This window comes from uncultured Campylobacter sp., from assembly GCF_963517995.1.
Lineage (GTDB): Bacteria > Campylobacterota > Campylobacteria > Campylobacterales > Campylobacteraceae > Campylobacter_A.
The window spans coordinates 1-23,071 of the sequence record NZ_CAUQHQ010000021.1 but is presented as its reverse complement, the minus strand read 5'-3'; the positions used below and the strand labels follow the sequence as shown (position 1 = coordinate 23,071).

The window sequence follows — 23,071 nt, the reverse complement described above, 5'->3', positions numbered from 1 at the left end:
CCTCGCAGCTGTCGCCGTTATAAATGGCGTAATCATTCGCTACGACTTGATTTATGACGTTCATTTTTACCCTCTCAAATCTTCCATCAACGCATCGATACTGTTCGGGTCTGCTAAATACGCTTTTGCCTCGTCGGGCGATACTCTTTCCAAAAGCTTTTCGGCTTCGACCTCGCTTGCGCCTCTATTCATCAGCTCGCTTTGCAAAGCGTCAAGCGGCAATACGTCCTCATTTACGTCGATTTCTACTTCAACGGGCGCGGCTTCGATGTAGTCGGCTTCGTCAACTGTCAAATTTTGTTTGACGGTTGAGCTGTTCGGTTTTTCCGAACTACTCAAAAGCTCGTTTAGGTTTTGTGCCGGGGCGGGCTTAAACGCTTCTTTAGGCTCGCTTATTTCCTCGACTTCTACTATGTCCTGTATTTCCTCTTTTGTGCGAAGTCCTAACCTGACCTCGGGGAAAAACTCATTTATGAAAAAGCTTTGCGCGCGGTACTTTAGCATTAGCGTCGGCATTGTTTGCCATTTTGAGCCGTTTTTGCCTAGCCAGCCCTCGCGCTTTGCCATTTCCATAGTGATCGTAGTGCCTCTTAAGACTGCGCCCGTTTGGGCGTCTATCGCTTCGCAATATGCGCTTTGCCCGTCTTGGGATACGATCGTATTAAGCCTGCCTTTTAAAAGTCCGCTCGTGTTTAGTCGTGCGACTAGGAATTTCGTTTCAAAACTAGGCTTGCCCTGTATGATGAAAATGCTTTGAGCCACTTCGAGTGGGCTTAAATTCATTCTGTAGGCGATGTCGTACACAATAGTTGCGTTCGCCACCGATATTTGCGCCCCGTTTGGTCCTTGCCCCATTAAATGCCTTGGGAAAAAGGCAGACAAGCTAAAGGCTTTTGCTTTGCGTTGCTCTAGCTCAAATCGCTGCACTTCTGCCGTTATTAGGTCGTTGCTCATTCGCCTATCCTTTCAATTTTTACTTCGCTATTTTCAAAAGGCACGCCGCCTTTACCCCATCCGTCCATTATTCTGCCTGTAGGCACAAATTCTTTGCCGTCGTAAAAAATCTCCATTAGATATGCGCCGTCAAAATCTAAATTAAAGTAGCCATCGTTCACGGGCTCAACGTCTGTTTCTATCTCAATGTTTCTAAAACTCGCTTTTACTTTCATTTTTTTATCCTTTCAAATTTATGCCGCATTTACGTAATTTTCTTTACGGTATTCGTAACTGTGCGCCTTATATCTAGCAAGGTCGGATATTATTAAATTCATATCTTTTTCGCCTAGTTCTTTTTCGGCGGCAATGTAGTCCATATACCGAGTTAAAAGCTCTTGGTATTTGCTACGCCCTTTTTCTAGCAACTCCTCGCTCACACTTACCATAAACGGGATGTGCGGCGCGGATTTAGGGATGCAAAGCCAACCCATAAGCTCTAAGTCCGTTTTGTAGCCGCATAAATTTAAGACGTCGTTGTAGTAAGCTAACGATAGATCGTAGTTATACGGCTCGATGATTTTTTCAAATTCCTCTTGGTTATTGGCTTTCGTGCTTTTGAGGTCGTAAAGCATTCCAAATTTACGGATGTAAATATCAGGCCGCGCCTGCATAAGCAAATCCGCGTCTTTGTGGTAGTGAAAAAAGCTCACTTCCTTGTCGGCGTATTTAAGGAACGGCACGAAGTCATTAACGATCTCGGAGATTTCTAAATAATGCTCTATCATCCCTTTGGCTACTACGATCTTGTCTGGGTTGGCTTCTCGTAACGCCTCGGCCTTTTTTGTGTCTAGCCCAACAGTCGGACTTTCGATGTAGGTTTTTTCGATATTTTCGGGCGTTAAGATGCAGTCGTGGCAAAGCGTACCCTCGTCGAAGCAGGGTTTCCAAAAGTCGAATTTATGTCTAAATTTAAAGGCTCTTACGCTTTTTCGTATTAAATCAAAACGGGTCGAGCTTAGCCCACCCGCCTCGTGATAGTCTTTGTTCGATAAATCTTTTATCATTGTGTTTAGGGGGTATTTAAATTTAGGCCTTTCGCCCAAATCTATCTCAAGCATTTAACACCTCGATTTTGCTTAAATTTGTTATACCCGCCGCGGCTAACATCTCTTTGATTTTAGCCGTGAGTTTGTCGTGCGGAGCATTTATCGGGGCTTTGACCTCAAACTCGGCGCGAATAGTGTAGATAGCCTTGCCGTCACCTGCATCGCGCGGTTTTTGCAAAATTTCACGTTGTGCGTCGTAAAAAGCTTGCGGGCTTGCCTGCTCGGCTCTCGCGCGCTCTACCGCTTCTTGTTTTTCTCTTTCAGCACGAGCTAAAATTTCAGCCTTTTCTTTTGTCGCTTTTTCTTCTACTTCTCGTCTTGCTTGCGCGGCTATCTCGGCATCTCTAGCCGCTTTTTCTTGCTCGGCGAGTTTGGCTTGCAAGATTTCATTTTCAAGGGCTTGTATTTTAAGCTCTATCGCGTCTTTAGTAGCTTTTGCTAGAGTGCCGGCAGGCGTTACCGCGCTTAACTTGATTAGATCAGACGTGTTGATACGCTCGAAATTTAACTCCTTTTCGTCGCAAAGGCTTTTCGTATATTCTGCTATCCTTGCGGCGATTACTTCAAGTTTGGCGTTTTCAAAATTAGCCACGCCGTCGGCTATCTTTTGACGGCCGTCCGTGATGATGGCTTCGATCTCTTTTTTCTCGGCTTTTAGCTGATTTACGGGGGCTGAAATTTTATCTATGAAAAATTTATACCGCTCCCCGATCTCGGCTTTGACTTTATTAAAATTTGCCATAACCCTTTTTGCCTCGGGGATATTTTCCTCGGTTACGTCGATGGAGTATTTTTCAACCTGCCTTTGCGCTTCGGCTTTGATTTCCTCAAAGTTTGTGGTTAGCGTTTGGCTATCCGCCGTTTTTGCCTCGTAAGTTACGATTAATTGCATTGTTTCGTTCATTGGTTATCCTTTTGAAATGATTTTACAAAGGCGATAAACTCGCCGACGGTCAAATATCTGTCCATTTCGTCGCCTCTCTTGAATAGAGAGGCGTAAAATTTAAATGCTTCAACGCTCATATCGCTATCCTTTCAAATTCATCGGTAATTACTCGAAACGGCTCTAAAATTTGAGCCGTCGTCTTTGCTATCCTTGCCTTATATTCCTCTTTGATTTTGCGCCTATCCGCTAGAAGTTCATCAAGCATTTCGCTTACTTTTTTGTTCGGGTGTTCGCTCAAATACTCGCGGATGCACAAAACTACGTCCGTGTCGTCCTCATGCTCGAAGAGACTATCAAGCCCGCCGTAAATATCGTCCTTGTCTGCCCGCTCGCAAATCTCTTGCATATACTCTTTGATTTTTGCTTCGGCTTTTTCTTGTGTCATTTTTTATCCTTTCAAATTTAAAAACCTGATATTTTTGATTAGCCGTTTTGAGTTGTTTCCTTTTTGGAAATAACTCGCTAGCCGCCTAAATAACCTAAATAGCCACACGGCTTATCCTTTCTAGGGCTAGAGATGACTAGCCCGTTATTGAAGTATCCTAAAACAAGCCCCGCGTTGTTTACCAATTTACTATTTAAGGAGACTAAATGCTTGCGTGAGTTTGCGGGGCTTGCGTTAAGATACGGTGGCAGGACGGGTCGGGGTCGAACCGACATCTTGCGGATTTGGAGTCCGCAGCTTTACCGATTAAGCTACCGCCATATAAAAAAGGAAAGTCAGTGTTTTACTTAAACTATGACAGCACGACTGTCAAGCCGGTTTGACGGCAATCTCTGCCTTTTACTCATCAACGGCGTTAGCCTACGAAACCTTTTGTGGTGGCGGACGGCAGGAGTCGAACCTGCGTTCCAAAATCTCGTTTTATGGACGTCCAAGAGTTTATGCCGCTCAACATACGTCCGCCATATAAATTGCGTGGATTTTTCAAGCTCTGAATATGCCGTAAAGGCAAAACACGCGCGATCAGGGCTGATCTGGGACGACAAGCTTTCGCTCTTTCGTCAAATTTATCCGATTAAAACCAGATTAAGCCCGACGCGGGCAGGCTCTGTCGGTCAAGAGGTTGATACAATCTCGCTCATCCAGCCTATCCTTGTTTGGATAAGTGAATATAAGTAATAAAAAGTAATTATTCTTAGAAAAGCTTTTGTGGTATAATTTCTAAAAAAGAGGTAAAAATATGTTATGGGCGTATAGATTGTTTGTTGTAGTGATGTTAATTTTGATTTATTTAAAAGCAGACAAAATAATAGAAATAAATAGAAATATTGATGATAATGTCGCAAATTCTGCTAACTACACAGAAAAAACGATAAAGGCGATTGCTGAAAAGCTAAATGTAGAGGAATGATACTAGCGCTTTCTCCACTCCCACGGCGGGATAGGCTCTTTATCTCGCCAAAGCCCGAGCTTTTGAGATTTTGCCTTGCTTTCTTGCGCAGTATATTTCTTTGAGAACTTGCGATACGCCCACGCATAGCCGTTTTCTACCATTTGAGCGTTGATGTCTGCGCCGTTTAAATAGATTGTGCCGATCGTACGCTTGTATCTATCCTTGCCGTTTTCATCGACTTCTACAACTTCGCCAGCTATCAAATTTGCCAAAAATTGCTTTGACTTTTTGCCGTAGGGTTGTTTTATCTCGGGCGCGTCAATGCCAAAAAGCCTTACCTTGATCTGTTGTTTGCCTTGCAATACCGTGATCGTGTCGCCGTCTGATACTTTGATTACTTTGACGGATAGAGCAAAAAGAGGGCAGGCTATCACAAGGATAGCCAAGTGCTTAAAAGCTGTCACATTCTTACCTGTTTTAAAATTCTTAAATTATATGATATAATTCATCAAGATAACTCGTGAAGGATCAATGCTGTGGTCTTGGCAACAAGGTAGGCTTAGGCTTAGTACTCCGCATGCACCTGGGGTTATCTATTTTCTTTTAGATTTTTTACAAATTATCCTCCTTCTCTAAAACCTCTTTGAATTTATGGAGTAGCTACCGACTACGCGTCCGAGAATTTCAATATTTAGATCCTCTGCGATTTTTATCGGCTCGTAGTCTTTATTGTCGCTTATTAGCGCAAAATACGGGCGTTTTTTAAATCTTTTTACTAATAATTCATTGTCGTATCTGCAAACGTATATCGCGCCCTCTATTGCCTCTTGTCCGTCGTGGCAAAACACTACCAAGTCACTTTCCATTATGGTCGGCTCCATTGAGTTGCCAAAGCAAGGGATTATCCCTACGCGCGCTTTAGGGCTCACGTTAAACATTATGCGTAAATCCTCGGGCTTAAATGGCAGCATATCGGGATCGCCCAAATCGCCGTTTTCTGCACCAAAGCCCGCGGAAACTACGCCGTCCTTAAAAAACGGAACGTATACGGTGTTTTTGTCGGGTTCGCTACCCTCATCGATTTTTTCGGGAGTGTCGATATTGTCGTCATACCAATATTCTATCGAATACCCGGAATAATCCACGAGCGACGCTAAATTCTTTTTCCCTATCGTTTTTGCGCCCAGTTTCCACTGGCTGACTAGAGATTGAGAAAAGCCCACGCGGTCGGCTAATTGCTGTGTCGTAATAGCCCTGTCTTTTAATAGGTCGTCTATTTTCTGGGCAAATGTTTTCATTAAATACCTCCCACAAAAAATTACTTTTTGTAAGATTTTATAATTTTTCCATCAAAAAATCAAATTACTTTAAGTAATTCTTAATAGAACTATATGTAATATATGGTTATGAAAAAACTAACTTATAGAGAAAAATTGATTTTAGACATAATGGATTATGACGTTTGCCTATCTAGCGCAAACGTCTACGCGGCTGGGTCGCGCGACAAAAAGCCCAGCAAATACGCGCGGCTAAGGATAAGCCAAAAAAGCAGAACAAAGCACCCAGAGGACAAATGGGGGCTAGAAATTAAGCCGTATTTGGCGGAGATAGAGCGTGCCGAGCGCGAAGCCAAACAGCTTAAAAAGGCTAAAAAATGACCCTCGCCACTCTCTTTTCAGGTATCGGCGCGCCCGAGTTTGCAGCTCGCGAAGTATTCAGCGAGGCTAAAACGATATTTGCCTGCGAGATAGACAAATTTGCGCGTCAAAGCTACCTGGCCAATCACGAAGCCCCGGCAGCTTTTTACGAGGACGTTTGCAATCTTGACGCTAGAGCTTACGCCGGGCAAATAGATATTTTGATCGGCGGTAGCCCTTGCCAAGACTTCTCAATAGCGGGGCAACGCGCAGGCGAGAACGGCGAGAGAGGCAATCTGATATGGCAATTTTACCGCGTCGTTAGCGAAGCTCGCCCTAGCGTTTTTGTCTATGAAAACGTCAAAGGCTTTTTATCAATCAACGGCGGCAAAAGCTATCAAAGATTTTTGGACGCTTTGCGCGGGTTAGGCTACTACTGCCACGCCGAAATCCTAAACACCAAAGACTACGGTATCCCGCAAAATAGAGAGCGATTGTATATCGTGGGGTTTTTGAACGCAGATGAATATCACGCTTTTTCTTATGCGCCCAAGCGGCCGCTAAGACTAAATTTGGGCGATATGCTCGATGCCGAAGTAGGCGAGAAATATTTTTTGAGCGACAAGATGATCGCGTGCCTTAAGAAAAAAGAGAGCGCTATGGATAACTTCATAAAAGTAGTCGGCAAACTCGACATAAAAGGCAACGACATAATAAAACGCGTTTATGCTACCGACGGGGTAGCCCCTACTATACACACGGCGCAAGGCGGTAATCAAGAGCCGAAAATTTTACAACGCGCACGAGGTTTTAATAAAGGCAATGAGTTTGAGCTTTGCCCTACGATTAGCTCTAGCAGCTTTGAGCAAAATAATTTATTAAAGAGCGAGAGCATACGCAAGCTAACCCCTAGAGAGTGCTTACGCCTGCAAGGTTTCCCCGAGAGTTTCAAAATTGTAGTTTCCGATACGCAGGCGTATAAACAAGCGGGAAACGCAATGAGCGTAAATGTCGTAAAAATGATTTTAGAGCAGATAAAGCTCGCAAAAAATAAAGAATTCAGATTGGGAGCGTGAGATGATAGCTGAAACAAGCGTAAGAGCATACCGCGCCATAAAGCCGTTTCTAAACGGCAAACGGGCGCAGGTGTATGAATGCTTTAAATTGCATCCAAACGGCGCGACAAGGCAAGAAATAGCGCGCTGGTATGGGGAAGAATACAACTTTAAAGAGTGCGGCGTATGCGGCCGCGTAAATGAGCTTTTAGAACGAGGCTATTTGGTTGTAGTCGGCACCAAAAAGGATGCCGTTACGGGGCATAGCGCGGAGATTTTAAAAGTAGCCCAGAGGGTAGCATAATGAAGCTGCTAGCCTTGATAATTTGGATTATTCTCGGCTTCTTGGCGATTTGTCTTTTGGCGTCGGCTGCATTTGCTTGGCTGACGGTGGAGAAATTTAAGGGGGATGAGGAATGAATGAGAAACTTAACAACGGCTACGCGATATGCCCAAATAGCTGGATATTCGACAAGCGCATACAAAAAATGTTGCCCTTGTTGCTTCTTATCTCGTCGCTGTCGGCAAAAGAGGGATATTGCTACGCCTCGAACCAATATCTAGCGGAGAAATTCAAAACTACTCCCGAGACGGTCTCGCGCCAAATAGCCAAGCTCAGAGAATACGGCTACATAGAAACGCAAGACGATAAATTCGGTGCGGTAGTAACAAACCGTAAAATCAGGCTGATAGCTCTTGAAAATCTCAATCAACCGCCGTTGACGAAAACGTCAACCGCGAATGACGAAAGTATCAACGCCGTTGACGAAAACGTCAATGGCCGTTATCAAAACAATCAACCGCCGATTGACGAAAACGTCAACCGCATTAATAGGTTGAATAATACAAGCTTTAAAAATACAAGCCATGATAATTACAAGCTAGGAAAATTACAAGCCTTTAAGGGGGAGCACGCGCAAACGCAGGAGCGCAAACCGCAGATAATCGAACCAGAAATCTTAGAAATCTCCGTTAGTAGTTTTGCTTTGCCGAAAGAAACGCACTTTAGCAAGCTTGACGAGGGCTACAAGAAGCGACTGCAGCTATTCATCGAAGCTAAACGGCGCGATGACCCAGGCCTAATGAGCGCGGATGAGTTTTTCGAGGCCTTGCAGTGCAAGAGTAGCTACAAATACCTGAACTTTGCCGTAGCCTACTCGCGATGGACCGCAAAAGACAAAAAGACCGCGCCGGCAAACCGCGGGGGGTATAGCCCGACGGCCAATATGCAACGCACGATGCAAAGTATGCGGGAATTTTTAGAGGACGAAAGGATAAACTGATGAGCAAGACCGAGTTTTTAGAGATATTTGCGCCCTTGATGGACTACTTCAACGCAAATTTAAGCAAGAGTGCGCTTATGCTTTATTTTGACGAATTAGGGTGCTTCAGCCGCGAGGAATTGCTAAGAGCTAGGCGCGAGATACTGCAAACCAGAGTATATCAATCGATGCCAAAAATAGCCGAATTTTTAGAAATTTTAGAGGGCAGCATCGAGGATAAGGCAAGGCTGGCGCTCGATCAACTGACCTACGCTATCGGGAAGCACGGCCCGAATAAAAATGTGGTATTTGAGGACAAAACCATAATGACCGTCGTAAAAAATAACGGGGGATGGGAGAAAATTTGTAACCTTGAGGGCAAGGATTGGGATAATTTTAGAAAATTCGAGTTTGAGAAACAATACAAGACCTACATCAAAACTCCGCATCAAGCTCCTGAAATTTTGCTCGGTTGGGCCACTAAGAAGAATGGACAAGACGGCTATCAGACGCAAAACGACCCAGTGTATTTCGTAGGCAATGAATATAAAGCCCCGATGGCCCTAATAGCATACGAGCAGGAAAAACAAAAAGAGGCTAAAGCTATTCAAAACAAACCCGCGCTTAGCGCTTTGTTAAGCGGCATAAATAAGGCGGCGGTATGAAACTAGAATTTAGGCCGAACGACAGAGGAAACTTTTACGACGTGGCGCGAATAGACTTTGAAAGCGGAGAGGTTGAAATACTCGTCGCAGGCGGCAGGGAGTGCGTAAGACTAAGCGAGGGCGAGCTAAGAGCAAAAGGCGAGCAAGGGAGTTTGTTTTGACGTTAGAATTCTTTATCCCGCTAACAATAACAAAAGAGCTTAGCCTAAATCAAATTTACGCCGGCGTGCATTGGAATAAACGAAAAGACCAAAAGGATGCGATTTGCCTTTTAACTAAAAACGCACTAGGGGGCAAGACGGTTAAATTTGACGCGCCCGTTTGTATAGAGATGAGCTTTTGCTCGCGCCTAGACGTAAGCAACCACGCCTATCTTTTTAAGATGATTGAAGACACGCTAAGAGGGCTAAAAATAATCAAGGACGATACGGACAAATACGTAAAAAAGGTCATAATGAGTAAGCAAAACGAGTTTAAGGGCGTGGTAGTGAAAGTGAGCGAGGCGGGGTAATGGCAAAAATAACAAACGAGATAAAAGAAAAAATCTTGGCTGATTTTCATACGGGTAAATTTTCACAAAGGGAGCTGGCGAAAAAATACAACGCGTCAAAGACTACAATTGCGAATTTGACGAAAGGGCTAACCCCGAAAAATGACCGCTTAGTTGAGGCGCAAATATCGCTTTTGTCGGCACAAAGTAGTTTAACGACTACGGAAATGACCGCGATAATGACCGCCGCCAAAGATGAGGCGTACAATAGAGGGCTGATATTTAACGCCACGCAAAAAAACCTAGCCAAAATAACCCAAATGCTAGATAAAAACACCAAATACGAAAAGGTGGGCGTCGGCGACGGGGTGCAAAATTTCGAGCCGGTGGAGCTAAACGCGAATGATTATAAGGCACTACAAGACGCGATAGATAAAGCCAGTCTAACGCTAGGCGTAAATCAAAGAACGTCAAGCACAACGATCAATAACGCCAACGTGCAACAAAGCGAAGAAACCAAAATCGTGATAGAAAGACGGGAGCTAGCAAATGAGCGAGATTAAACTCAATCTAAAATACGCTCCTTGGCAGCGAGAGGTATTTTTTGAGAATGGCGCGAAATTTACCACAATTGAAAAAGGCAGGCGCTGCGGATTCACAAAAGGTATGGCTAACGCTTGTATCGAGTGGCTACTAGAGGGCAAAAAAATACTTTGGGTCGATACTGTCGCGGGAAACTTGCAAAGATACTACGAAAGATATTTTTTGCCCGAACTCAAACAACTTCCAAAAGAGCTGTGGAAATTTCACGCGCAGGATAAAAAGCTTACGATAAACGGCGCGTATCTTGATATGAGATCGGCGGAACGCCCCGAGAATATCGAGGGTTTCGGCTACGACATTGTCGTTTTAAACGAGGCGGGCATCATCTTAAAAAACGCCTACCTTTGGGACAACGCTATACGCCCGATGCTGCTTGACTATCCGACTTCGCGGGCTTTTATCGGCGGAGTGCCAAAGGGGAAAAATAAGTTTTTCGACTTAGCCTCGCGTGGGATGAGAAACGACAAAGACTGGGTAAATTTTCAAATCTCCAGCTACAAAAACCCGATGCTACGCCACGGCGAGATAGACGAGCTAATCGCAGAGCTAGGCGGAGCGGATAGCGACGTAGTAAGGCAAGAGATTTACGGCGAGTTTTTAGACACGACGACAAACGCGCTTTTTACGCTTTCTATGATAGAAAATTCTTTTAGCGCGGCGTGGGATTTTAACGGCAAGGCTCTGGGCGTTTGGGGGCTTGACGTGGCTCGCGACGGAGACGACGAAAGCGTGCTTTGCCAAAGAGAGGGCTACCGCGTGAAAAGCTTTGAGGGTTTCAGGATAGCAAGCATCACGGGGCTGGCAAGAGAAATATACGGACGCTACGAGCGCGCGGAGCATAAACCCGACGTGATTTTTATCGATACGATAGGCGTAGGCGCCGGCGTATACGACACGCTTTGTGATTTGGGCTTGCAAGGCGTCGTAAGAGAAGCAAAAGCGAGCTTTAAGGCTACCGATGAGCGCAGATACGCCAATAAACGCGCGGAAATGTATTTTACTTTGCGGGAGGCTTTTTCGTTGCTATCTATGGACGCAAACGAGAAAATCAAAAGGCAGCTGCAGATGATCGAATACGAATACGATAGCAAAGAAAGATATTTGATACTCCCAAAAGACGCCATTAAAAAAGAATACGGGGTAAGCCCAGATTACGCGGACGCTTTGGCGCTTACGTTTTTTGACAAGATCGCACCCAAATTCAAAGCCGAGCGCTCGCGAGACAATGATTTTGGGTGGTAAGAATAAGAAAATGGCAAAAATAACGCGTTTTCCCCAAAATAGGGTAGATTTGACACTGCAAGTCGAGTATATTTACGAACGGATAGACCCCGGGCTCATACGTCAAATAGCCGCGCTAGATGATGAGGCGATCAAGCTATCGGTCGCGGCGATGGTTTGCGAATGGACGAAGGGGGTGCGAGTGGTGCCGACGAAGCAACACAAAGTAAGATTTGCGAGCGCGCTCAAAGAAAAAGGCGTAGGAATGCGCCGAGTGTGCGAGCTAACGGGGATTAGCAAAAACACATATTATAGATTGGAGGGCAAAGATGGACGATAGGGCGGGCTACTTGGACGAGCTACGGCAGATTGCGATCAACGGCTACGAGCGGTATAAACCCGCGTTTGATAAGCTAAACGACGCGTATTTGTTGGTGCTAGAGCCTGAAATTTTACAAAGCTTGAAAGACAGAAACAAAAGCAAAAACTACATACCAAAGCTAAATTCAAAAGCAAAAAGGATTTACGACGGGCTAACGGAGACGTATTTTAACAACGATAGATTTGCCAAACTAGAGCCGTATATCAACTCTACGGACGACGTGATAGACAAATGGCAAGAGGCGTTAGATCACTACTGCGAGCGCATAAATCTTTATAAGGTTTTCGCGCCGATATTTTTAAAAGCCCCTTTTTCCGCATCCTCGGCGGTGAAAGTGTATTGGGAGGATAACGAGGCTAGGATAGAGGAAATAGAGCTTTGCGACTTGTATTTTGACCCGAGCGCGAGAGACCTAAACGATATTCGTTTCCTCGTGCATAAAATCTATCTAACGAGCGAGGACATAAAAGAATTTCTAAAAAGCGGAGTTTTTAAGTTAGAAACGCCCGAAGCCTTTGACGATAAAAAACCTTACGAACGCTTCGAACTTTTCGAAATTTACGAACTCAAAGGCAAAGAGTGGCAAGTAAGCACTATCTACGAGAGCAATATTTTAAGAGACGCGGTAAAGCTAAAAGACGGGCAACCGTTTGTATTTGGGTATATGCTCCCGCAAGTGCGCGGTAAAAACGACGAGGATTATATCTGCGCTTACGGCGAGCCTGCCCTTGCCTCGATGCTGCCTTTGCAAGACGAGCTAAACGTAACTAGAAACTCCGTGACCGACGTCGTAAGAACGCACGTATCGCCAAAAGTGATCTTTAACCGCTCGGCTAGCGTATCGCGCGCTGATTTGGAAAAAGTGGGCGCGCCGGTATTCACAGAGGGCGCTGCGGACGTAAAAATAGTGCCGCCCGGCGACATCGGTGCAGCAATGACCGCTTTGCAAACGATAGAAAACGAGATGAGCGAGGTTAGCGGCGTATCCCCCCAACAAAACGGCGCGCCCACTACGAGAAAAGAAACCGCAACTATGGCAAGCATTATGGCGAACGAGGGCAGCGTAAGATTGCAAGGCTACATCAGAACCTACAACGAGACCTTTTTTGAACCTATTTTCGAGAGGCTAGCATTTCTCGTGTGGAAATACGGCGACCCGATATTTTTCGCAGGCTTTAACCGCGGCGAGGTACCGAGTTTTAACGTAAATTTAAACACGGGCATAGGCGCGCTAAACAAAGAAGTGCAAAAAAGGTCGTTAATGGACGCTGGGCAAATGATAGGCGTCCAGTTTGGGATGTGCTTGCAAACGGGCGATCAAGTGGGCGCGGAGAAGATGAAAGAGGCGAATAAAAAGCTTTTGCTTGAACTTTTGCCGCTTTACGGTATCAAAGATGCGCGTAATTTTATAGGAGAGGAGGATAGTTTAAATGTTGCCGCAAATGAGAATGCGCCTATACCGGGACAAATTGGCGGAGTATGGGACGCGGCGGGAGCTGGCGGAGCTTATGAACAAGGAGGCTTTTAGGAAATTTATAGAGCATATCTGCGCGCTTTATACGCAAAACTTAAACGTCGCGGAAAACGAGACGCTGAAAAAGAGAGCGAGGCTGGGGGCTATGGGAAATTTAAAACTTCTCGATAGCCTTTTTGACGTATTTGACAATTACAAGGAGAACGAAAATGACTGAGAACGATGCAATAGAGGCGCTAATGGGCGCATTTGACGAGGGGCAAGATACCGCAAGCGAAGAGCCTACGCAGGCAAATGAACCGCAGGAAGCAAAAGGAACAAACGAGGCCCCCGTAGCCCAAGCACCGAAGGAGACGCCGAAAAGCGAGGAAGCTACGCCAAAACAGAGCGCGCCCGCCGTAATGACGCCCGAACAGCAGGCAATGCTTGAAAGTATGGGGCTAGGCGACATAGGGCAGATCAAAGAGCAATTAGCGCAGTTTCAAGCCGCACAAGCAGCAGCCGCAGAACAAGCTAGACAGCAGGAAATTTTTAACAAGAACTCGGCGGAGTTTAAAAAAGATTTCCCCACTATCAAGCTAGAGGAGCTAGGCAAATTTGCCGACGAAAACGGCTTTATGCCGCTGCTGGGCGAAAACTACGACGGCTGGAAAGCAGTCGCAAAAGCGATGATAGGCCTAGCCAAAGTAAGCGGCGAGCCTGATCCTATCATCGGCAGCAACAGGGGCGCGGGCGGAGTAAGCGCGTTTGAGCGCGTAAAAAAGGGCGAGAATGTAAGCGACATCGAACTAGGCGCCGAGATTTTAAAATCGGCGGGAATGCTATAAGGAGGGGAAAATGGATTTAGGTGGGCTATTTAGTAGAGGTGCGGCAACTGCGAATTCGGCGGCAAACGGTGGCGGGTTTGACTTTATGGGGCTTTTAAAAAACGCGGGCGGCAAGGCTTTGAGCTGGCTAGGAAATAGCGACGCGGCGGGAACGCCTAACTGGATGAACGCTCTAGGAATGGCGGGCAATATGTACTCGGGCATAGCACAACAACAGGCGGCAAAAAACCTAATGAAGCAGCAAAAGGCAGCGTTTGATTTCAATAAAATGCTATCCGAGCGGCAGATTTCAAGGGAAAATGAGGCCAATCAAAACCTATTTAACGCGTGGAACTCGTCCGCTTTTAGCAGGCGCAAAGACGAGGACGAGGGCTATTGATTAAAATTTAAGGAGCAAAAAGGTGGCGTACTTTAACCCAAATAGAGTAGATTTCAACTACAACACGAACATGATAGATGCAGTCGGAGCGGTCGGACGCTCCCTTTGGGACATATACAAAGAAAACGTAGCAAAAAACCAAAATCAGATGAAAATCAATGAGACTATGCGGTCAAATTTGGCAAGCGAGGCGCTAACCGGGGCAAGAGACGCCGAAACGGCAAGGCACCACGCCGAAACCGAAAGAGAGACGGCGAACGATAACGCCTTTAATAGACAGTTTAAGCAAAGCGAGCTAGGTATAAAGACCGATCAATGGCAAAAAGATTATGATTTGCGTCAGAAACAACTAAATGAAAATATCGCTCTAAGAAAACAACAAATGGCCGAAAACGCCGCTTTTAGAAATGCGATGTTGCAAGATAGAAAAGACGCGAGAGAGGCCAAGCTAACAGCAGCCGATGCGGGAGCGATGCCGACCGTCGGCGGAATAAGCGCAAGCGCGCTAAATCCAAAAGATTTTTTCGAGACGAATAAAGACAATAAGCAGTTTGCCGCAATGTTCGGCGGGCTTGACGAAAACACCGGGGCGATAGACTACGCAAGAGCCGCACAGAATTTTGTTAATTACGTAACTACGAATAGGACCTGGGGCAAAAACATTACGGATAAGCTAAACAAAGACGATAACTTCGATAAAGAGATGACGGGGTTATCGGAGGGCACGGACAAGTTGGGACAAGCGGGCGAGGAGTTTGCCAAATACGGCAAACCGCTAGATAGCTACGACGGCTGGGGCGATAGGGTTTTAGATTGGTTCGCGGAAAAGGCGGGGGTAGATAACGGCTCGCAATCAGCGCAAAATTTAGCCCAAATACTAACCAATACGGGCGTGCAGCTTACGAAACTGGGGCGCGCCGATAGAGAGATACAAGACCTTACAAAAGAAGTCGGGGTAAAGCTTAACGGCGCAATCTTTGATAACGATACGGCATTAAAAGCCGAAAGGTTAAACAACAGAATATTTAACATCGAAATAAGCTCGCTAAGAACGAAACGAGACGCGACGAAAGACGGTTATCAAAGATACGCGATAAACTCCAAAATCAAAGAGTTGGAAGCCCAAAGAGACAAAATAAGCGATGCGATACTAGGCAAAACCAAAATACCCAAAAAATATACTGCCGAAACGGCGGACGAATTTGTAAGAAGCGGAGAATACGAATGAGACCTTTAACCCAAGATGAACTAAATCAAGTAAGGCAAAGATACCCACTAATGCCTCAAGCGAGGGCGCAAATGATAGGTTTTGAAAAAGAGGACGCGCCTATCGAACCTCAAATTTTACCCCTTAGCTTAAATCCGATGAAAGCGGCTGCTACGATAGCGGCGGATACGGTAGGTAGAGGCATCGGACCTAGGGACGACTATAAAAATGATTTAGCTCAAGCCCAGGGCGCGGACGATGTGAGAAGCGTAGTAAATAATTCCGTCTCGAAGCTTGAGAATTCACACCTGATATTCGGCGATAGAGATAAAATTTTAGCTCAAAAAAACGAGCTTTTTAGAAATATAAACGCCCAACTGGCTCAAAACAACCAGGGTGAGCTCGTAACGCACAAAAAGAGCGGGCAGGTATTCTTAAGGCGGGGCGAGGATTTAACCCCGCTCGACGACGGAATGATAAAACAGATCGGTCGCGGTATAAGGGATAACGTTTGGTCATTAGTAGGTGCTGCCGCAAGCGTAAAAAGCGGAGCGGGCTTTAAAAATAATCTAGTAAGCGGTATGATAGGTACGTCTGTCGGCGGTTACGCCGACTACGTAGCAAATAGCGACTATGTCGGCAGAGAACTCGACGCAAAAGAGGCGCTAGCCAAAATGGGCGAGGACGCGCTACTATCTGCGGCAGGCGATACCATAATAGGAGGAGCGATCAGGGGCTATCAAGGCACGAAAGGGCTGATAAACGAGGCTAAAGATAAAGCCGCCCAAGCAACGCAGAAGCTAAAAATGAGCGGCGAAAACGTAAAAGAAAAAGTAGCCGATATGACCCATCCGCTAAAAGACGTAACCGCAAAAACCGACATCCCTATTTACGACCACGTTAGAACCGGAAACATAAGGGGTGCGGAAGCTAACGTAGCCGACTTCGGCGCGGATTTATCCATAGATGAGCAAAGAGCGCTTAGAGAGCTTATGGAAATATACACCCCGCAGAGTACTAACGCCAACGTAAAGCTAAGCGAACTAGCTCAAGGAGCAAAACACATAAAAGAAAACTCGGCCACGCCCGAAATTTTAAGAGGGGTAGCGAGTAAGGCCGAGGATGCGGCGCAAAATTTAGCGTCTAAATTCGCCGACGAGGATACGGCCGCGCGTCAAAGATTGGTATTTGCTAAGGCTAGGGCCGACGAGAAACACATAAACGAATTTAACGGGCTTATAAAAGAAAGTCCAGAATTTGCTAAGAAATACGCCGACATCCTGGAGGACGATACGCGTAGGTTTATCGACGAGATCGGAGCGAGCGGAGAACGCACGGGCGATGAAGTGGGCGATATACTAGGCGAATACGTAAAAAGAATCAAAGACGATTATGCAAAAACTACGAGTGAGATAAAAAATGCGATAAACACAAATGGCGTAAAACTAGACGAAAGACTGATAAGATCGGCAGCCGAGGATGTTAAAACCTACATCAAATCTCAAACCGACTTATCTCCCGTAACCAATAGAATCTTAAAGGTTTTGGATGACGGAGCGGATGCCGAAGCGTTATTTGAGGCTAGGCATGCCGTAAATAGCTTAATAAGACAAGCCGACTATAAGTCGACGAAAGACAAACTAATAAGGCTAAAACAAAGCCTAGACGATGGGATATTTGCAAGCACGGGCAAAAGCGGCATGGAGCTGGAAAGGCTAAAAAATAGCCTTTATGACGCCGACGTCAAATACTCGCAAATGAAGCGCATAGAGGACGATTCGCTTTATGAGGGGATACAAAAAGGTACCACAAAAGAGCTAACGCAAGCCAAGTTGGATAAGAAATTTAGAAACACCAACGACAAGCTAAACGAATATTTATCGGGACTTGACGCACCCAGCAGAGAAAGGTTAGAGATCGAGGCGATAAAAAATACGCTGGAGAGAAATATCAAAGAGACGATGGGTGGCAAAAGAGTGGTGGATTACTCGGGGATGTTAAAAACGCTAAAAGACAATCCGAACTATAAAAGCGAGGCGGCTAAGAAAGCTATCGAGATAACCGAAAAGATGAATAAAATCCACGGACTCGATCATACACTTGCCGATGCTTTTAAAGCGCCTAAAGACCCTAAACTCCAGCAAGGCCTCAGCCATAACGTAGCCGTGAGATACTTGACTATGGCGGCAAACAGGGCCGTGCAAAATACCGTTAAATTCCTACCGTTTTTACAGATGGGAAAGACCGCGGCGTCAAGACACGCTATATACAATGCCGTAATGAGTTCGTCAAGCGCGCGAGAACTGGGCGAAAAGCTATCAAAGGCCGCGATGAATAAAGATATACCCGTTAGCGAAAAAATAGACATCATCGAGATGGCTAAGGCGCAGTTTAAATTTAGCAATGAGTTAGATAAGGCTAAGGCGGATGGGATTGTCAAAGAAACAGCCGAGCAAGGAAGTAAGCTAGAGCAAGCGGAAGTAAAACAAGAAGTCGTAAAAGGCGATGGCTGGACGATGAAAGACGGCGGAGCGGCAAAGACGGACTACGTCATCAAGACCGACCTAGCGCCTAACGTCAGGGATATATCAAAGATAACGACCGATGAGATAACCGCCGATTTGGAATACTTAGCCGGCAAACACCCCGAAATCTTTGATAAGCCGTCTGATGTTTTTAAACTAATCAAGGAAATCAAAGAAAACCCAACGCATTTTTTTACTAATTATAGGCTTGATTATGCCTTGATCGTAAAAAGGCTTGAAGATAACAAAATAGGTAAGCTTGCCGTGGATAAGCAAAGCGGAGAAGTTACGCACGCGACGAAAGTAAGGCAAAGGGATTTAGCTCGTATGGATAGAGTAAGCCGGCAGACGGTTGGGACATCCACGCTCCCAACACCTTTAAGCGCCGCCGATAAAACTGCGCTAAAGCAGGACGCAAATTCCGCTGGCGAAGCGTATTCGTCTGCCACTGAACGTATTATATCACAAAATCCCGCCGATCGTCTAGTAGAAAAGATAATAGAACTAGACGATGCCGAAAAAATCGGCAATATGCTAAGAAAAACCATCATCAGCAAAGACATCTCTACAAAAACGAAGCTTGCGGCGATCAATGCGGCAAAAAGGCGGCTAGTCGCTATAACGGCCAAGAATACGCAAAAAGACGATAAGAAGCAAAAATAAAAGGGCGGGTTACCCGCCTTTACCCTCTACCTCAAAAACCTTATTCTTTATCTCCTCGTATGATTTGGCCTTGATAAAATTCTCAAACCAACTATTAAGCCACTCTGGATAAGGGTTACTCGTACCCCAATTATTAACAGTGCCATACGGCAAATTTAAAAGCTCCGACAATTCTTTTTTATTGATCTTTGCTTTGCTTAGCAGAGTTTTAAATTCATCTCTATTCATTTTCATATCCTAGTATAAGATTGTATAATAATAGCTAATAGTTACTTATAATAATATAAAAATCACTATTAGCAATATAATTAAGCCAGTATTAAGCAATTAATCATTACAATTACATTGTTAAAAATAATGAATAGTTATTTTTAACTAGCAGAACCTAATCCCAACAAAAGGAGACAAAATGAGTAACGCAGTTATTATCAATAATTGTGAAGTAGAGTTGGAGGCGGTAGGCGACCTAACCTATACCACCTCTTTAGACATTAAGTCAGTCTTTGAAAAAAGACATGCGGATATTCTAGCACAAATCCGCAGGCTTCCGCAAGATAAATTTAACGAACGAAATTTTTCGTTGGTTGAATATAAGGACAAAAAAGGCGAAAGCCGGCCATATTACAAAATCTCAAAAGACGGCTTCGTTTTACTCGCTATGGGTTTTACGGGCGAAAAGGCGTACAAATTTAAGATTGAGTACATCAACGCTTTTAATCGAATGGCTGACGAGATAAAGCAACTTAAATTTGAAGCCTACGTAAATAAAATCGCCGAACTCGATGCAGTACTGATAGATAAGACAAAAAGACACCGCAGAGAGATAAGCGGGTATAAGGGTAAGCTAACGCAGGCGAATAATCAGATCGCGATAATGCGAGACAAGCTAAAGATATTCGACGACCCGAGATTTAAGCCTATCACTTCAGATCACCCGAGCTATTTTCAACTATGGTGCGACAACATAGACATTGCCGGCAATCGTAACGCGTGGCGCGTAGGATATGAGGGGTTAAAGAGCCAAAACGAAAAACTAAAGGCTAAAAACGACGAGATAGTCGCAAACCTCTTAAAAATACAAAAAGAGCTAGAGAAGTCCTATACGGCTATTGGTGCAGTCAAGGCGTATATTTTTGACAATGATGAATTTTTTATGAAAAAACACGAGTTGCCGGCATAATCAATAAGGGGCTTAGGCCCCTGAAACTTAACACTCAAATTCTCTATTTTCCCCAAATTGTGTATATTTTGACACTATTTGTCTCCAATATGCCCCAAAACTAGGTAGATTTGACACTGCCACCTACGCGATAATCGCTCTAAACCATACGAAAAGGAGCAATTATGGCAATCACTACTACGGGTTATCAAACCCCTGCAACCTCAAGAGAAGGGCTAAAGCCTTCGGTCTATGACAAAATCATTTTAATAGGACCGGACGAAACGCCTATACTTAGTCTTATCGATACGTCCGACGTAAAAGGTATCGAGCATAGCTGGCTAACAGATACCCTAGCCGCGCCTCAAAAGAACGCGCAGTTAGAGATCAGCGACTTTAACGATACGAGGAAAAGTACCGTTCAAAAAACGTCAAACGCAACGCAAATTTTCACTTCGCCCGTTAGCGTGTCAAGAAGTATGCAAGCCGTGGCTACGTACGGCGGCAAAGAACTCCAGCGCGAGGTAACAAAAAGAGCCAAAGAGCATAAACTGGATATAGAGTATGCGCTATTTGGGCTAGGTCGCCACGCAAACGCAAAACAATCCGTATTTATGGCGCCTGCAGTAAGAACCGATACGACGGCGGGCGAAATGGCGGGGATGTTCTACTACGTCGCCAAAGGCGCGGCTAGTTGGAGCGGCGGCAAAAGAGGAAACGTGGTAGCTTTTGACAGCACGAACAACTGGAGCGGAACCGAGACGCAGCTAACCGAGGAGATACTATCAAGCCTACTTCAAAATATCTGGGATGCGGGCGGAAAACCTAAGGACGTATTCGTAGGCGCGGGGTTAAAACCTGCGATAAATCGCTTCGCTACTAGGCAATTCGGTAACGAAAAAGCTATAAACTCTAGCGTAGTGAGCCTAGATACCGATTTTGGTAAAGTAAATTTTAGGCTACACCGCTTCTTGTCTCAAAAATTCGGACTAGGCGACGTATTAATCGCGGGGGATTTTGAGTATATGAAAAACGGCCTGCTCGTACCGACGGAGCTAAAAGACGTTACTACGCCAAAAACGGCTATACAAAAGAGATACTATACCGAAGGCTGCCTAGAAGTTAGAAATGCCGACGCGTTTGCGATCGGAGTCGGACTAAAGGCGTAAAAATGCGCTGCCAAGATGCAAAAAAAATCTTGAAATTCAAGTGCGTCGGGGATAAGAAAGTCCCCGATGACGAAACGTTAAGCGACGTGTTTTTCGAGGCTATGCTATACGTGGCGAACAAATGCATACCAAACGAGCTTTTGCGCAGCATAGAGAGCAACGAGCGGGTATATCGAAACGTGGACCAAAACGCTTTTTTGACCTACCCCGATCGTCCGAATTTTAACGACCCCGACGAACATCTGATGATAGATGAGACGCTTACGTACGCCGTCATTAACGAAGTGGCGTTTTTGCTAAATCAAGATACTTACTATCGCACGCTAGCTCTTGAAATCATCGCGGACTACAACGCCAACTACGGAAAGGAGTACGGGCTATGAATAGGGATTTGTTTCCTGCGATCTTAAGCGCGCGGGTTTTGGCTACGGTCGATTTGCTAGCCTTTTTTAAAGAGGCGGGCGAATTCTTTGCAAATACGACAAAAACTATCAAAGAAAGCGGACTAATCAAATGACAAGCATATATGAACTAAAAATGGGCGCGGAAAAACTAGAAGCGCTAAAATTTCTACTATCTCAAATCAAAGACCTAGAGGCTGCCGTAAAAAGCATAGACGTGAACGAGTTACGCGAGTTTCGCTATCTAGCGGAGAAAATGCAAGGGCTAGAGAGCGACGTAGCAAAATCAAAAGAGCTAATCGAAAAAGCTAAAAATGACCTAGAACCGTTAGCGGCCGACGTGGAGCGCGTAGGTAAGGCCGCCAAAGACGAGATAGACATAAAAGCTCAAACCTTTAACGCCTCGCTAGCTAGGAAAGCAGAGGAGTTTGAGCAAATCAAATCTAGCTTTGAGAGCAAATACGCAGAGCTAGCCGCGCTAAAAACCAGGATAGAGGATGCGCTAAAATCCGTGTCCTCGCCTATCGACGACGAAACTGCGGCCGAAAATAAAACGTTTTCTAGCAAAAAGATAGACGAAACATACGCCAAAAAAGGCGAAACATCGGGCAGCGTAGACGTGAGCGGGCTAGCTACTAAAGAGGAGCTAAACGCAAAGATAGGCGAAGCAAAAGCAAATGAGCTAATAACGGCAAAGACTGCAAATTTGGCTACTAAAACGGAGCTAAACGCGAAGCTAGACGCAGAGACGTATAACTCGCAAAAGACAAACTACGCCCTAAAATCGCAGCTAAGCTCTTATGCTAGCAAGAGCGAACTTAGTAATTACGCAAGTAAAAGCGAACTAAACACGTATACGGTAGCGCAAAACTTTTACGGCGATACGATAAATTTTAATACTGGAGTAAATTTTACCGCCCAGAACATAAGCGGGCAAATAAAAGCTAGCATGCGAAGCGGTGGTCAAAGCGGGCTGGTGTATATAAGCAACGCAAGCGGCGTGACGGGCTTTTCAAGCGACTTTGTAATCCTAAACCCAACCGAAGCTACGTACGGTCAAGGATACGTATTTTTTAGCTATTTTGTGCGACCAACGGATAATAAAATCCTAATCTCGTTTATAAAGGCGCAGTAATGTTAAAAGGAGCGTTTTTCTTCGGTAGCGTAAGCGCGCCGTATCCCGAGCATACGACGATAGCAAACGAGGGAGGAATAATGAAAATAACGTGGGGTAAAAATATCCCCGCGAATTTTACCTCAAGCTATAAAAACTACGTCCAAAACCCCGGCTACCACAAAAATAGACTAGACTTTAGCAAAGTAGAAAGCATCGGGTCTAATAATTTTAACGATGAGCCTTCTTTCGGAGCCGTTTGCGCGGACGGGAGGTTAAATCTAAGCTCCTTGCAGACGCTGGGGGCTAACTGTTTTAATAATCTAGGAGGAAATTTAAAAGAGTTAAACATACCAAAAACGCAGACTATATCGGATTGCTTTAATTCTAATACGCTAACAAAGATAGTAGCGCCGGAATTAACGCAAATAAGCAATAGATGTTTTAGCGATATAACGACGATTTTTCCTAACGGCGTACGCGCTCCTTTATCGGGAGGGGTAACGTTTGAAA

General features: G+C 45.1%; 33 protein-coding genes and 2 tRNA genes. 24 read left to right on the top strand and 11 right to left on the bottom strand.

Going from position 1 to position 23,071, the window contains the following annotated elements:
* Nucleotides 1–66: 66 nt before the first annotated feature.
* The 8 genes from RYL88_RS03885 to RYL88_RS03850 all read right to left on the bottom strand — a co-directional run bounded on the left by RYL88_RS03885 (nucleotide 67) and on the right by RYL88_RS03850 (nucleotide 3,895).
* A complete protein-coding gene (locus tag RYL88_RS03885) occupies nucleotides 67–954 on the bottom strand; it encodes a hypothetical protein (protein WP_314989098.1) in 888 nt (295 codons plus the stop codon).
* Nucleotides 951–1,169 carry a hypothetical protein gene (locus RYL88_RS03880; RefSeq protein ID WP_314989096.1) on the bottom strand — a complete coding sequence of 73 codons (219 nt, stop codon included), beginning with the start codon at nucleotides 1,167–1,169 and terminating at the stop codon, nucleotides 951–953. Before RYL88_RS03880 ends, RYL88_RS03885 begins: the two co-directional genes overlap by 4 nt.
* 18 nt (nucleotides 1,170–1,187) lie before the next feature.
* Complete coding sequence (locus RYL88_RS03875) at nucleotides 1,188–2,054, bottom strand: PD-(D/E)XK nuclease-like domain-containing protein (protein WP_314989094.1); 867 nt, start codon at nucleotides 2,052–2,054, stop codon at nucleotides 1,188–1,190.
* On the bottom strand, nucleotides 2,047–2,946 hold the full coding sequence (locus tag RYL88_RS03870; RefSeq protein WP_314989093.1) for a DUF1351 domain-containing protein: 900 nt from the start codon (nucleotides 2,944–2,946) through the stop codon (nucleotides 2,047–2,049). The genes RYL88_RS03875 and RYL88_RS03870 overlap by 8 nt, the downstream gene beginning before the upstream one ends.
* A complete protein-coding gene (locus RYL88_RS03865) occupies nucleotides 2,943–3,065 on the bottom strand; it encodes a hypothetical protein (protein ID WP_314989091.1) in 123 nt (40 codons plus the stop codon). The genes RYL88_RS03870 and RYL88_RS03865 overlap by 4 nt, the downstream gene beginning before the upstream one ends.
* Nucleotides 3,062–3,373 carry a hypothetical protein gene (locus tag RYL88_RS03860; RefSeq protein WP_314989089.1) on the bottom strand — a complete coding sequence of 104 codons (312 nt, stop codon included), beginning with the start codon at nucleotides 3,371–3,373 and terminating at the stop codon, nucleotides 3,062–3,064. Before RYL88_RS03860 ends, RYL88_RS03865 begins: the two co-directional genes overlap by 4 nt.
* 245 nt (nucleotides 3,374–3,618) lie before the next feature.
* A tRNA-Trp gene (locus tag RYL88_RS03855) sits at nucleotides 3,619–3,694 on the bottom strand.
* Nucleotides 3,695–3,812: 118 nt separating this feature from the next.
* Nucleotides 3,813–3,895: transfer RNA gene (locus RYL88_RS03850), tRNA-Tyr, on the bottom strand.
* 12 nt (nucleotides 3,896–3,907) lie between these two features.
* Here RYL88_RS03850 and RYL88_RS03845 point away from each other — a divergent pair.
* Together RYL88_RS03845 and RYL88_RS03840 are read left to right on the top strand one after the other, a co-directional pair.
* Entirely contained in the window at nucleotides 3,908–4,111 is a 204-nt protein-coding gene (locus tag RYL88_RS03845; RefSeq protein ID WP_314989087.1) for a hypothetical protein, read from the top strand.
* A 61-nt stretch (nucleotides 4,112–4,172) separates the two neighbouring features.
* Nucleotides 4,173–4,343, top strand: coding sequence for a hypothetical protein (locus RYL88_RS03840; protein WP_314989085.1), 171 nt, complete (start codon nucleotides 4,173–4,175; stop codon nucleotides 4,341–4,343).
* A gap of 2 nt (nucleotides 4,344–4,345) precedes the next feature.
* Here the strand turns inward: RYL88_RS03840 and RYL88_RS03835 are convergent, their stop codons facing one another.
* Nucleotides 4,346–4,789 carry a thermonuclease family protein gene (locus RYL88_RS03835; RefSeq protein WP_314989084.1) on the bottom strand — a complete coding sequence of 148 codons (444 nt, stop codon included), beginning with the start codon at nucleotides 4,787–4,789 and terminating at the stop codon, nucleotides 4,346–4,348.
* Nucleotides 4,790–4,957: 168 nt separating this feature from the next.
* Nucleotides 4,958–5,623 carry an XRE family transcriptional regulator gene (locus tag RYL88_RS03830; protein WP_314989082.1) on the bottom strand — a complete coding sequence of 222 codons (666 nt, stop codon included), beginning with the start codon at nucleotides 5,621–5,623 and terminating at the stop codon, nucleotides 4,958–4,960.
* 135 nt (nucleotides 5,624–5,758) lie between these two features.
* On the opposite strand from RYL88_RS03830, the gene RYL88_RS03825 reads away from it, so the two are divergent.
* From RYL88_RS03825 to RYL88_RS03750, 16 genes are all read left to right on the top strand, one after another.
* Nucleotides 5,759–5,983 (top strand): hypothetical protein, encoded by a 225-nt coding sequence (locus tag RYL88_RS03825; RefSeq protein WP_314989080.1) that lies wholly within the window; start codon nucleotides 5,759–5,761, stop codon nucleotides 5,981–5,983.
* A complete protein-coding gene (locus tag RYL88_RS03820) occupies nucleotides 5,980–7,038 on the top strand; it encodes a DNA (cytosine-5-)-methyltransferase (protein ID WP_314989078.1) in 1,059 nt (352 codons plus the stop codon). Before RYL88_RS03825 ends, RYL88_RS03820 begins: the two co-directional genes overlap by 4 nt.
* A 1-nt stretch (nucleotide 7,039) precedes the next feature.
* Nucleotides 7,040–7,321 carry a hypothetical protein gene (locus RYL88_RS03815; RefSeq protein ID WP_314989076.1) on the top strand — a complete coding sequence of 94 codons (282 nt, stop codon included), beginning with the start codon at nucleotides 7,040–7,042 and terminating at the stop codon, nucleotides 7,319–7,321.
* A 112-nt stretch (nucleotides 7,322–7,433) separates the two neighbouring features.
* On the top strand, nucleotides 7,434–8,300 hold the full coding sequence (locus RYL88_RS03810) for a helix-turn-helix domain-containing protein (protein ID WP_314989074.1): 867 nt from the start codon (nucleotides 7,434–7,436) through the stop codon (nucleotides 8,298–8,300).
* Nucleotides 8,300–8,944, top strand: coding sequence for a DUF6475 domain-containing protein (locus tag RYL88_RS03805; protein WP_297965205.1), 645 nt, complete (start codon nucleotides 8,300–8,302; stop codon nucleotides 8,942–8,944). Before RYL88_RS03810 ends, RYL88_RS03805 begins: the two co-directional genes overlap by 1 nt.
* Complete coding sequence (locus tag RYL88_RS03800) at nucleotides 8,941–9,105, top strand: hypothetical protein (RefSeq protein ID WP_314989072.1); 165 nt, start codon at nucleotides 8,941–8,943, stop codon at nucleotides 9,103–9,105. The genes RYL88_RS03805 and RYL88_RS03800 overlap by 4 nt, the downstream gene beginning before the upstream one ends.
* Nucleotides 9,102–9,455, top strand: coding sequence for a hypothetical protein (locus RYL88_RS03795; protein WP_314989071.1), 354 nt, complete (start codon nucleotides 9,102–9,104; stop codon nucleotides 9,453–9,455). Before RYL88_RS03800 ends, RYL88_RS03795 begins: the two co-directional genes overlap by 4 nt.
* Entirely contained in the window at nucleotides 9,455–9,997 is a 543-nt protein-coding gene (locus RYL88_RS03790) for a hypothetical protein (RefSeq protein WP_314989069.1), read from the top strand. The genes RYL88_RS03795 and RYL88_RS03790 overlap by 1 nt, the downstream gene beginning before the upstream one ends.
* Nucleotides 9,984–11,279: a terminase family protein gene (locus RYL88_RS03785; protein ID WP_314989067.1), complete on the top strand. Its 1,296-nt coding sequence runs from the start codon at nucleotides 9,984–9,986 to the stop codon at nucleotides 11,277–11,279. The genes RYL88_RS03790 and RYL88_RS03785 overlap by 14 nt, the downstream gene beginning before the upstream one ends.
* A 49-nt stretch (nucleotides 11,280–11,328) precedes the next feature.
* Complete coding sequence (locus RYL88_RS03780) at nucleotides 11,329–11,598, top strand: resolvase (protein WP_314989064.1); 270 nt, start codon at nucleotides 11,329–11,331, stop codon at nucleotides 11,596–11,598.
* Nucleotides 11,588–13,168, top strand: coding sequence for a phage head-tail adapter protein (locus RYL88_RS03775; RefSeq protein ID WP_314989063.1), 1,581 nt, complete (start codon nucleotides 11,588–11,590; stop codon nucleotides 13,166–13,168). Before RYL88_RS03780 ends, RYL88_RS03775 begins: the two co-directional genes overlap by 11 nt.
* A complete protein-coding gene (locus RYL88_RS03770) occupies nucleotides 13,149–13,331 on the top strand; it encodes a hypothetical protein (RefSeq protein ID WP_297965197.1) in 183 nt (60 codons plus the stop codon). The genes RYL88_RS03775 and RYL88_RS03770 overlap by 20 nt, the downstream gene beginning before the upstream one ends.
* Nucleotides 13,324–13,941 carry an HIT family hydrolase gene (locus RYL88_RS03765; protein ID WP_314989061.1) on the top strand — a complete coding sequence of 206 codons (618 nt, stop codon included), beginning with the start codon at nucleotides 13,324–13,326 and terminating at the stop codon, nucleotides 13,939–13,941. The genes RYL88_RS03770 and RYL88_RS03765 overlap by 8 nt, the downstream gene beginning before the upstream one ends.
* Before the next feature lie 10 nt (nucleotides 13,942–13,951).
* Complete coding sequence (locus RYL88_RS03760) at nucleotides 13,952–14,320, top strand: hypothetical protein (protein ID WP_314989059.1); 369 nt, start codon at nucleotides 13,952–13,954, stop codon at nucleotides 14,318–14,320.
* A gap of 22 nt (nucleotides 14,321–14,342) precedes the next feature.
* Complete coding sequence (locus tag RYL88_RS03755; protein WP_314989057.1) at nucleotides 14,343–15,548, top strand: hypothetical protein; 1,206 nt, start codon at nucleotides 14,343–14,345, stop codon at nucleotides 15,546–15,548.
* Nucleotides 15,545–18,715, top strand: a complete 3,171-nt coding sequence (locus RYL88_RS03750; protein WP_314989055.1) for a hypothetical protein — start codon at nucleotides 15,545–15,547, stop codon at nucleotides 18,713–18,715. The genes RYL88_RS03755 and RYL88_RS03750 overlap by 4 nt, the downstream gene beginning before the upstream one ends.
* 9 nt (nucleotides 18,716–18,724) lie before the next feature.
* Here RYL88_RS03750 and RYL88_RS03745 read toward each other — a convergent pair whose 3' ends face one another.
* Nucleotides 18,725–18,943: an XRE family transcriptional regulator gene (locus tag RYL88_RS03745; RefSeq protein ID WP_314989054.1), complete on the bottom strand. Its 219-nt coding sequence runs from the start codon at nucleotides 18,941–18,943 to the stop codon at nucleotides 18,725–18,727.
* 181 nt (nucleotides 18,944–19,124) lie between these two features.
* On the opposite strand from RYL88_RS03745, the gene RYL88_RS03740 reads away from it, so the two are divergent.
* From RYL88_RS03740 to RYL88_RS03715, 6 genes are all read left to right on the top strand, one after another.
* Nucleotides 19,125–19,895, top strand: coding sequence for a Rha family transcriptional regulator (locus RYL88_RS03740; protein ID WP_314989052.1), 771 nt, complete (start codon nucleotides 19,125–19,127; stop codon nucleotides 19,893–19,895).
* Between the two features lie 164 nt (nucleotides 19,896–20,059).
* Nucleotides 20,060–21,043 carry a DUF5309 family protein gene (locus tag RYL88_RS03735; RefSeq protein WP_314989050.1) on the top strand — a complete coding sequence of 328 codons (984 nt, stop codon included), beginning with the start codon at nucleotides 20,060–20,062 and terminating at the stop codon, nucleotides 21,041–21,043.
* Nucleotides 21,044–21,045: 2 nt separating this feature from the next.
* Nucleotides 21,046–21,426 (top strand): hypothetical protein, encoded by a 381-nt coding sequence (locus RYL88_RS03730; RefSeq protein ID WP_314989047.1) that lies wholly within the window; start codon nucleotides 21,046–21,048, stop codon nucleotides 21,424–21,426.
* Nucleotides 21,423–21,560 carry a hypothetical protein gene (locus RYL88_RS03725; protein WP_297965184.1) on the top strand — a complete coding sequence of 46 codons (138 nt, stop codon included), beginning with the start codon at nucleotides 21,423–21,425 and terminating at the stop codon, nucleotides 21,558–21,560. Before RYL88_RS03730 ends, RYL88_RS03725 begins: the two co-directional genes overlap by 4 nt.
* A complete protein-coding gene (locus RYL88_RS03720; RefSeq protein ID WP_314989042.1) occupies nucleotides 21,557–22,579 on the top strand; it encodes a hypothetical protein in 1,023 nt (340 codons plus the stop codon). Before RYL88_RS03725 ends, RYL88_RS03720 begins: the two co-directional genes overlap by 4 nt.
* The coding region (locus RYL88_RS03715) for a hypothetical protein (protein WP_314989040.1) at nucleotides 22,579–23,071 on the top strand (493 nt) is incomplete at its 3' end. The genes RYL88_RS03720 and RYL88_RS03715, both read left to right, overlap by 1 nt.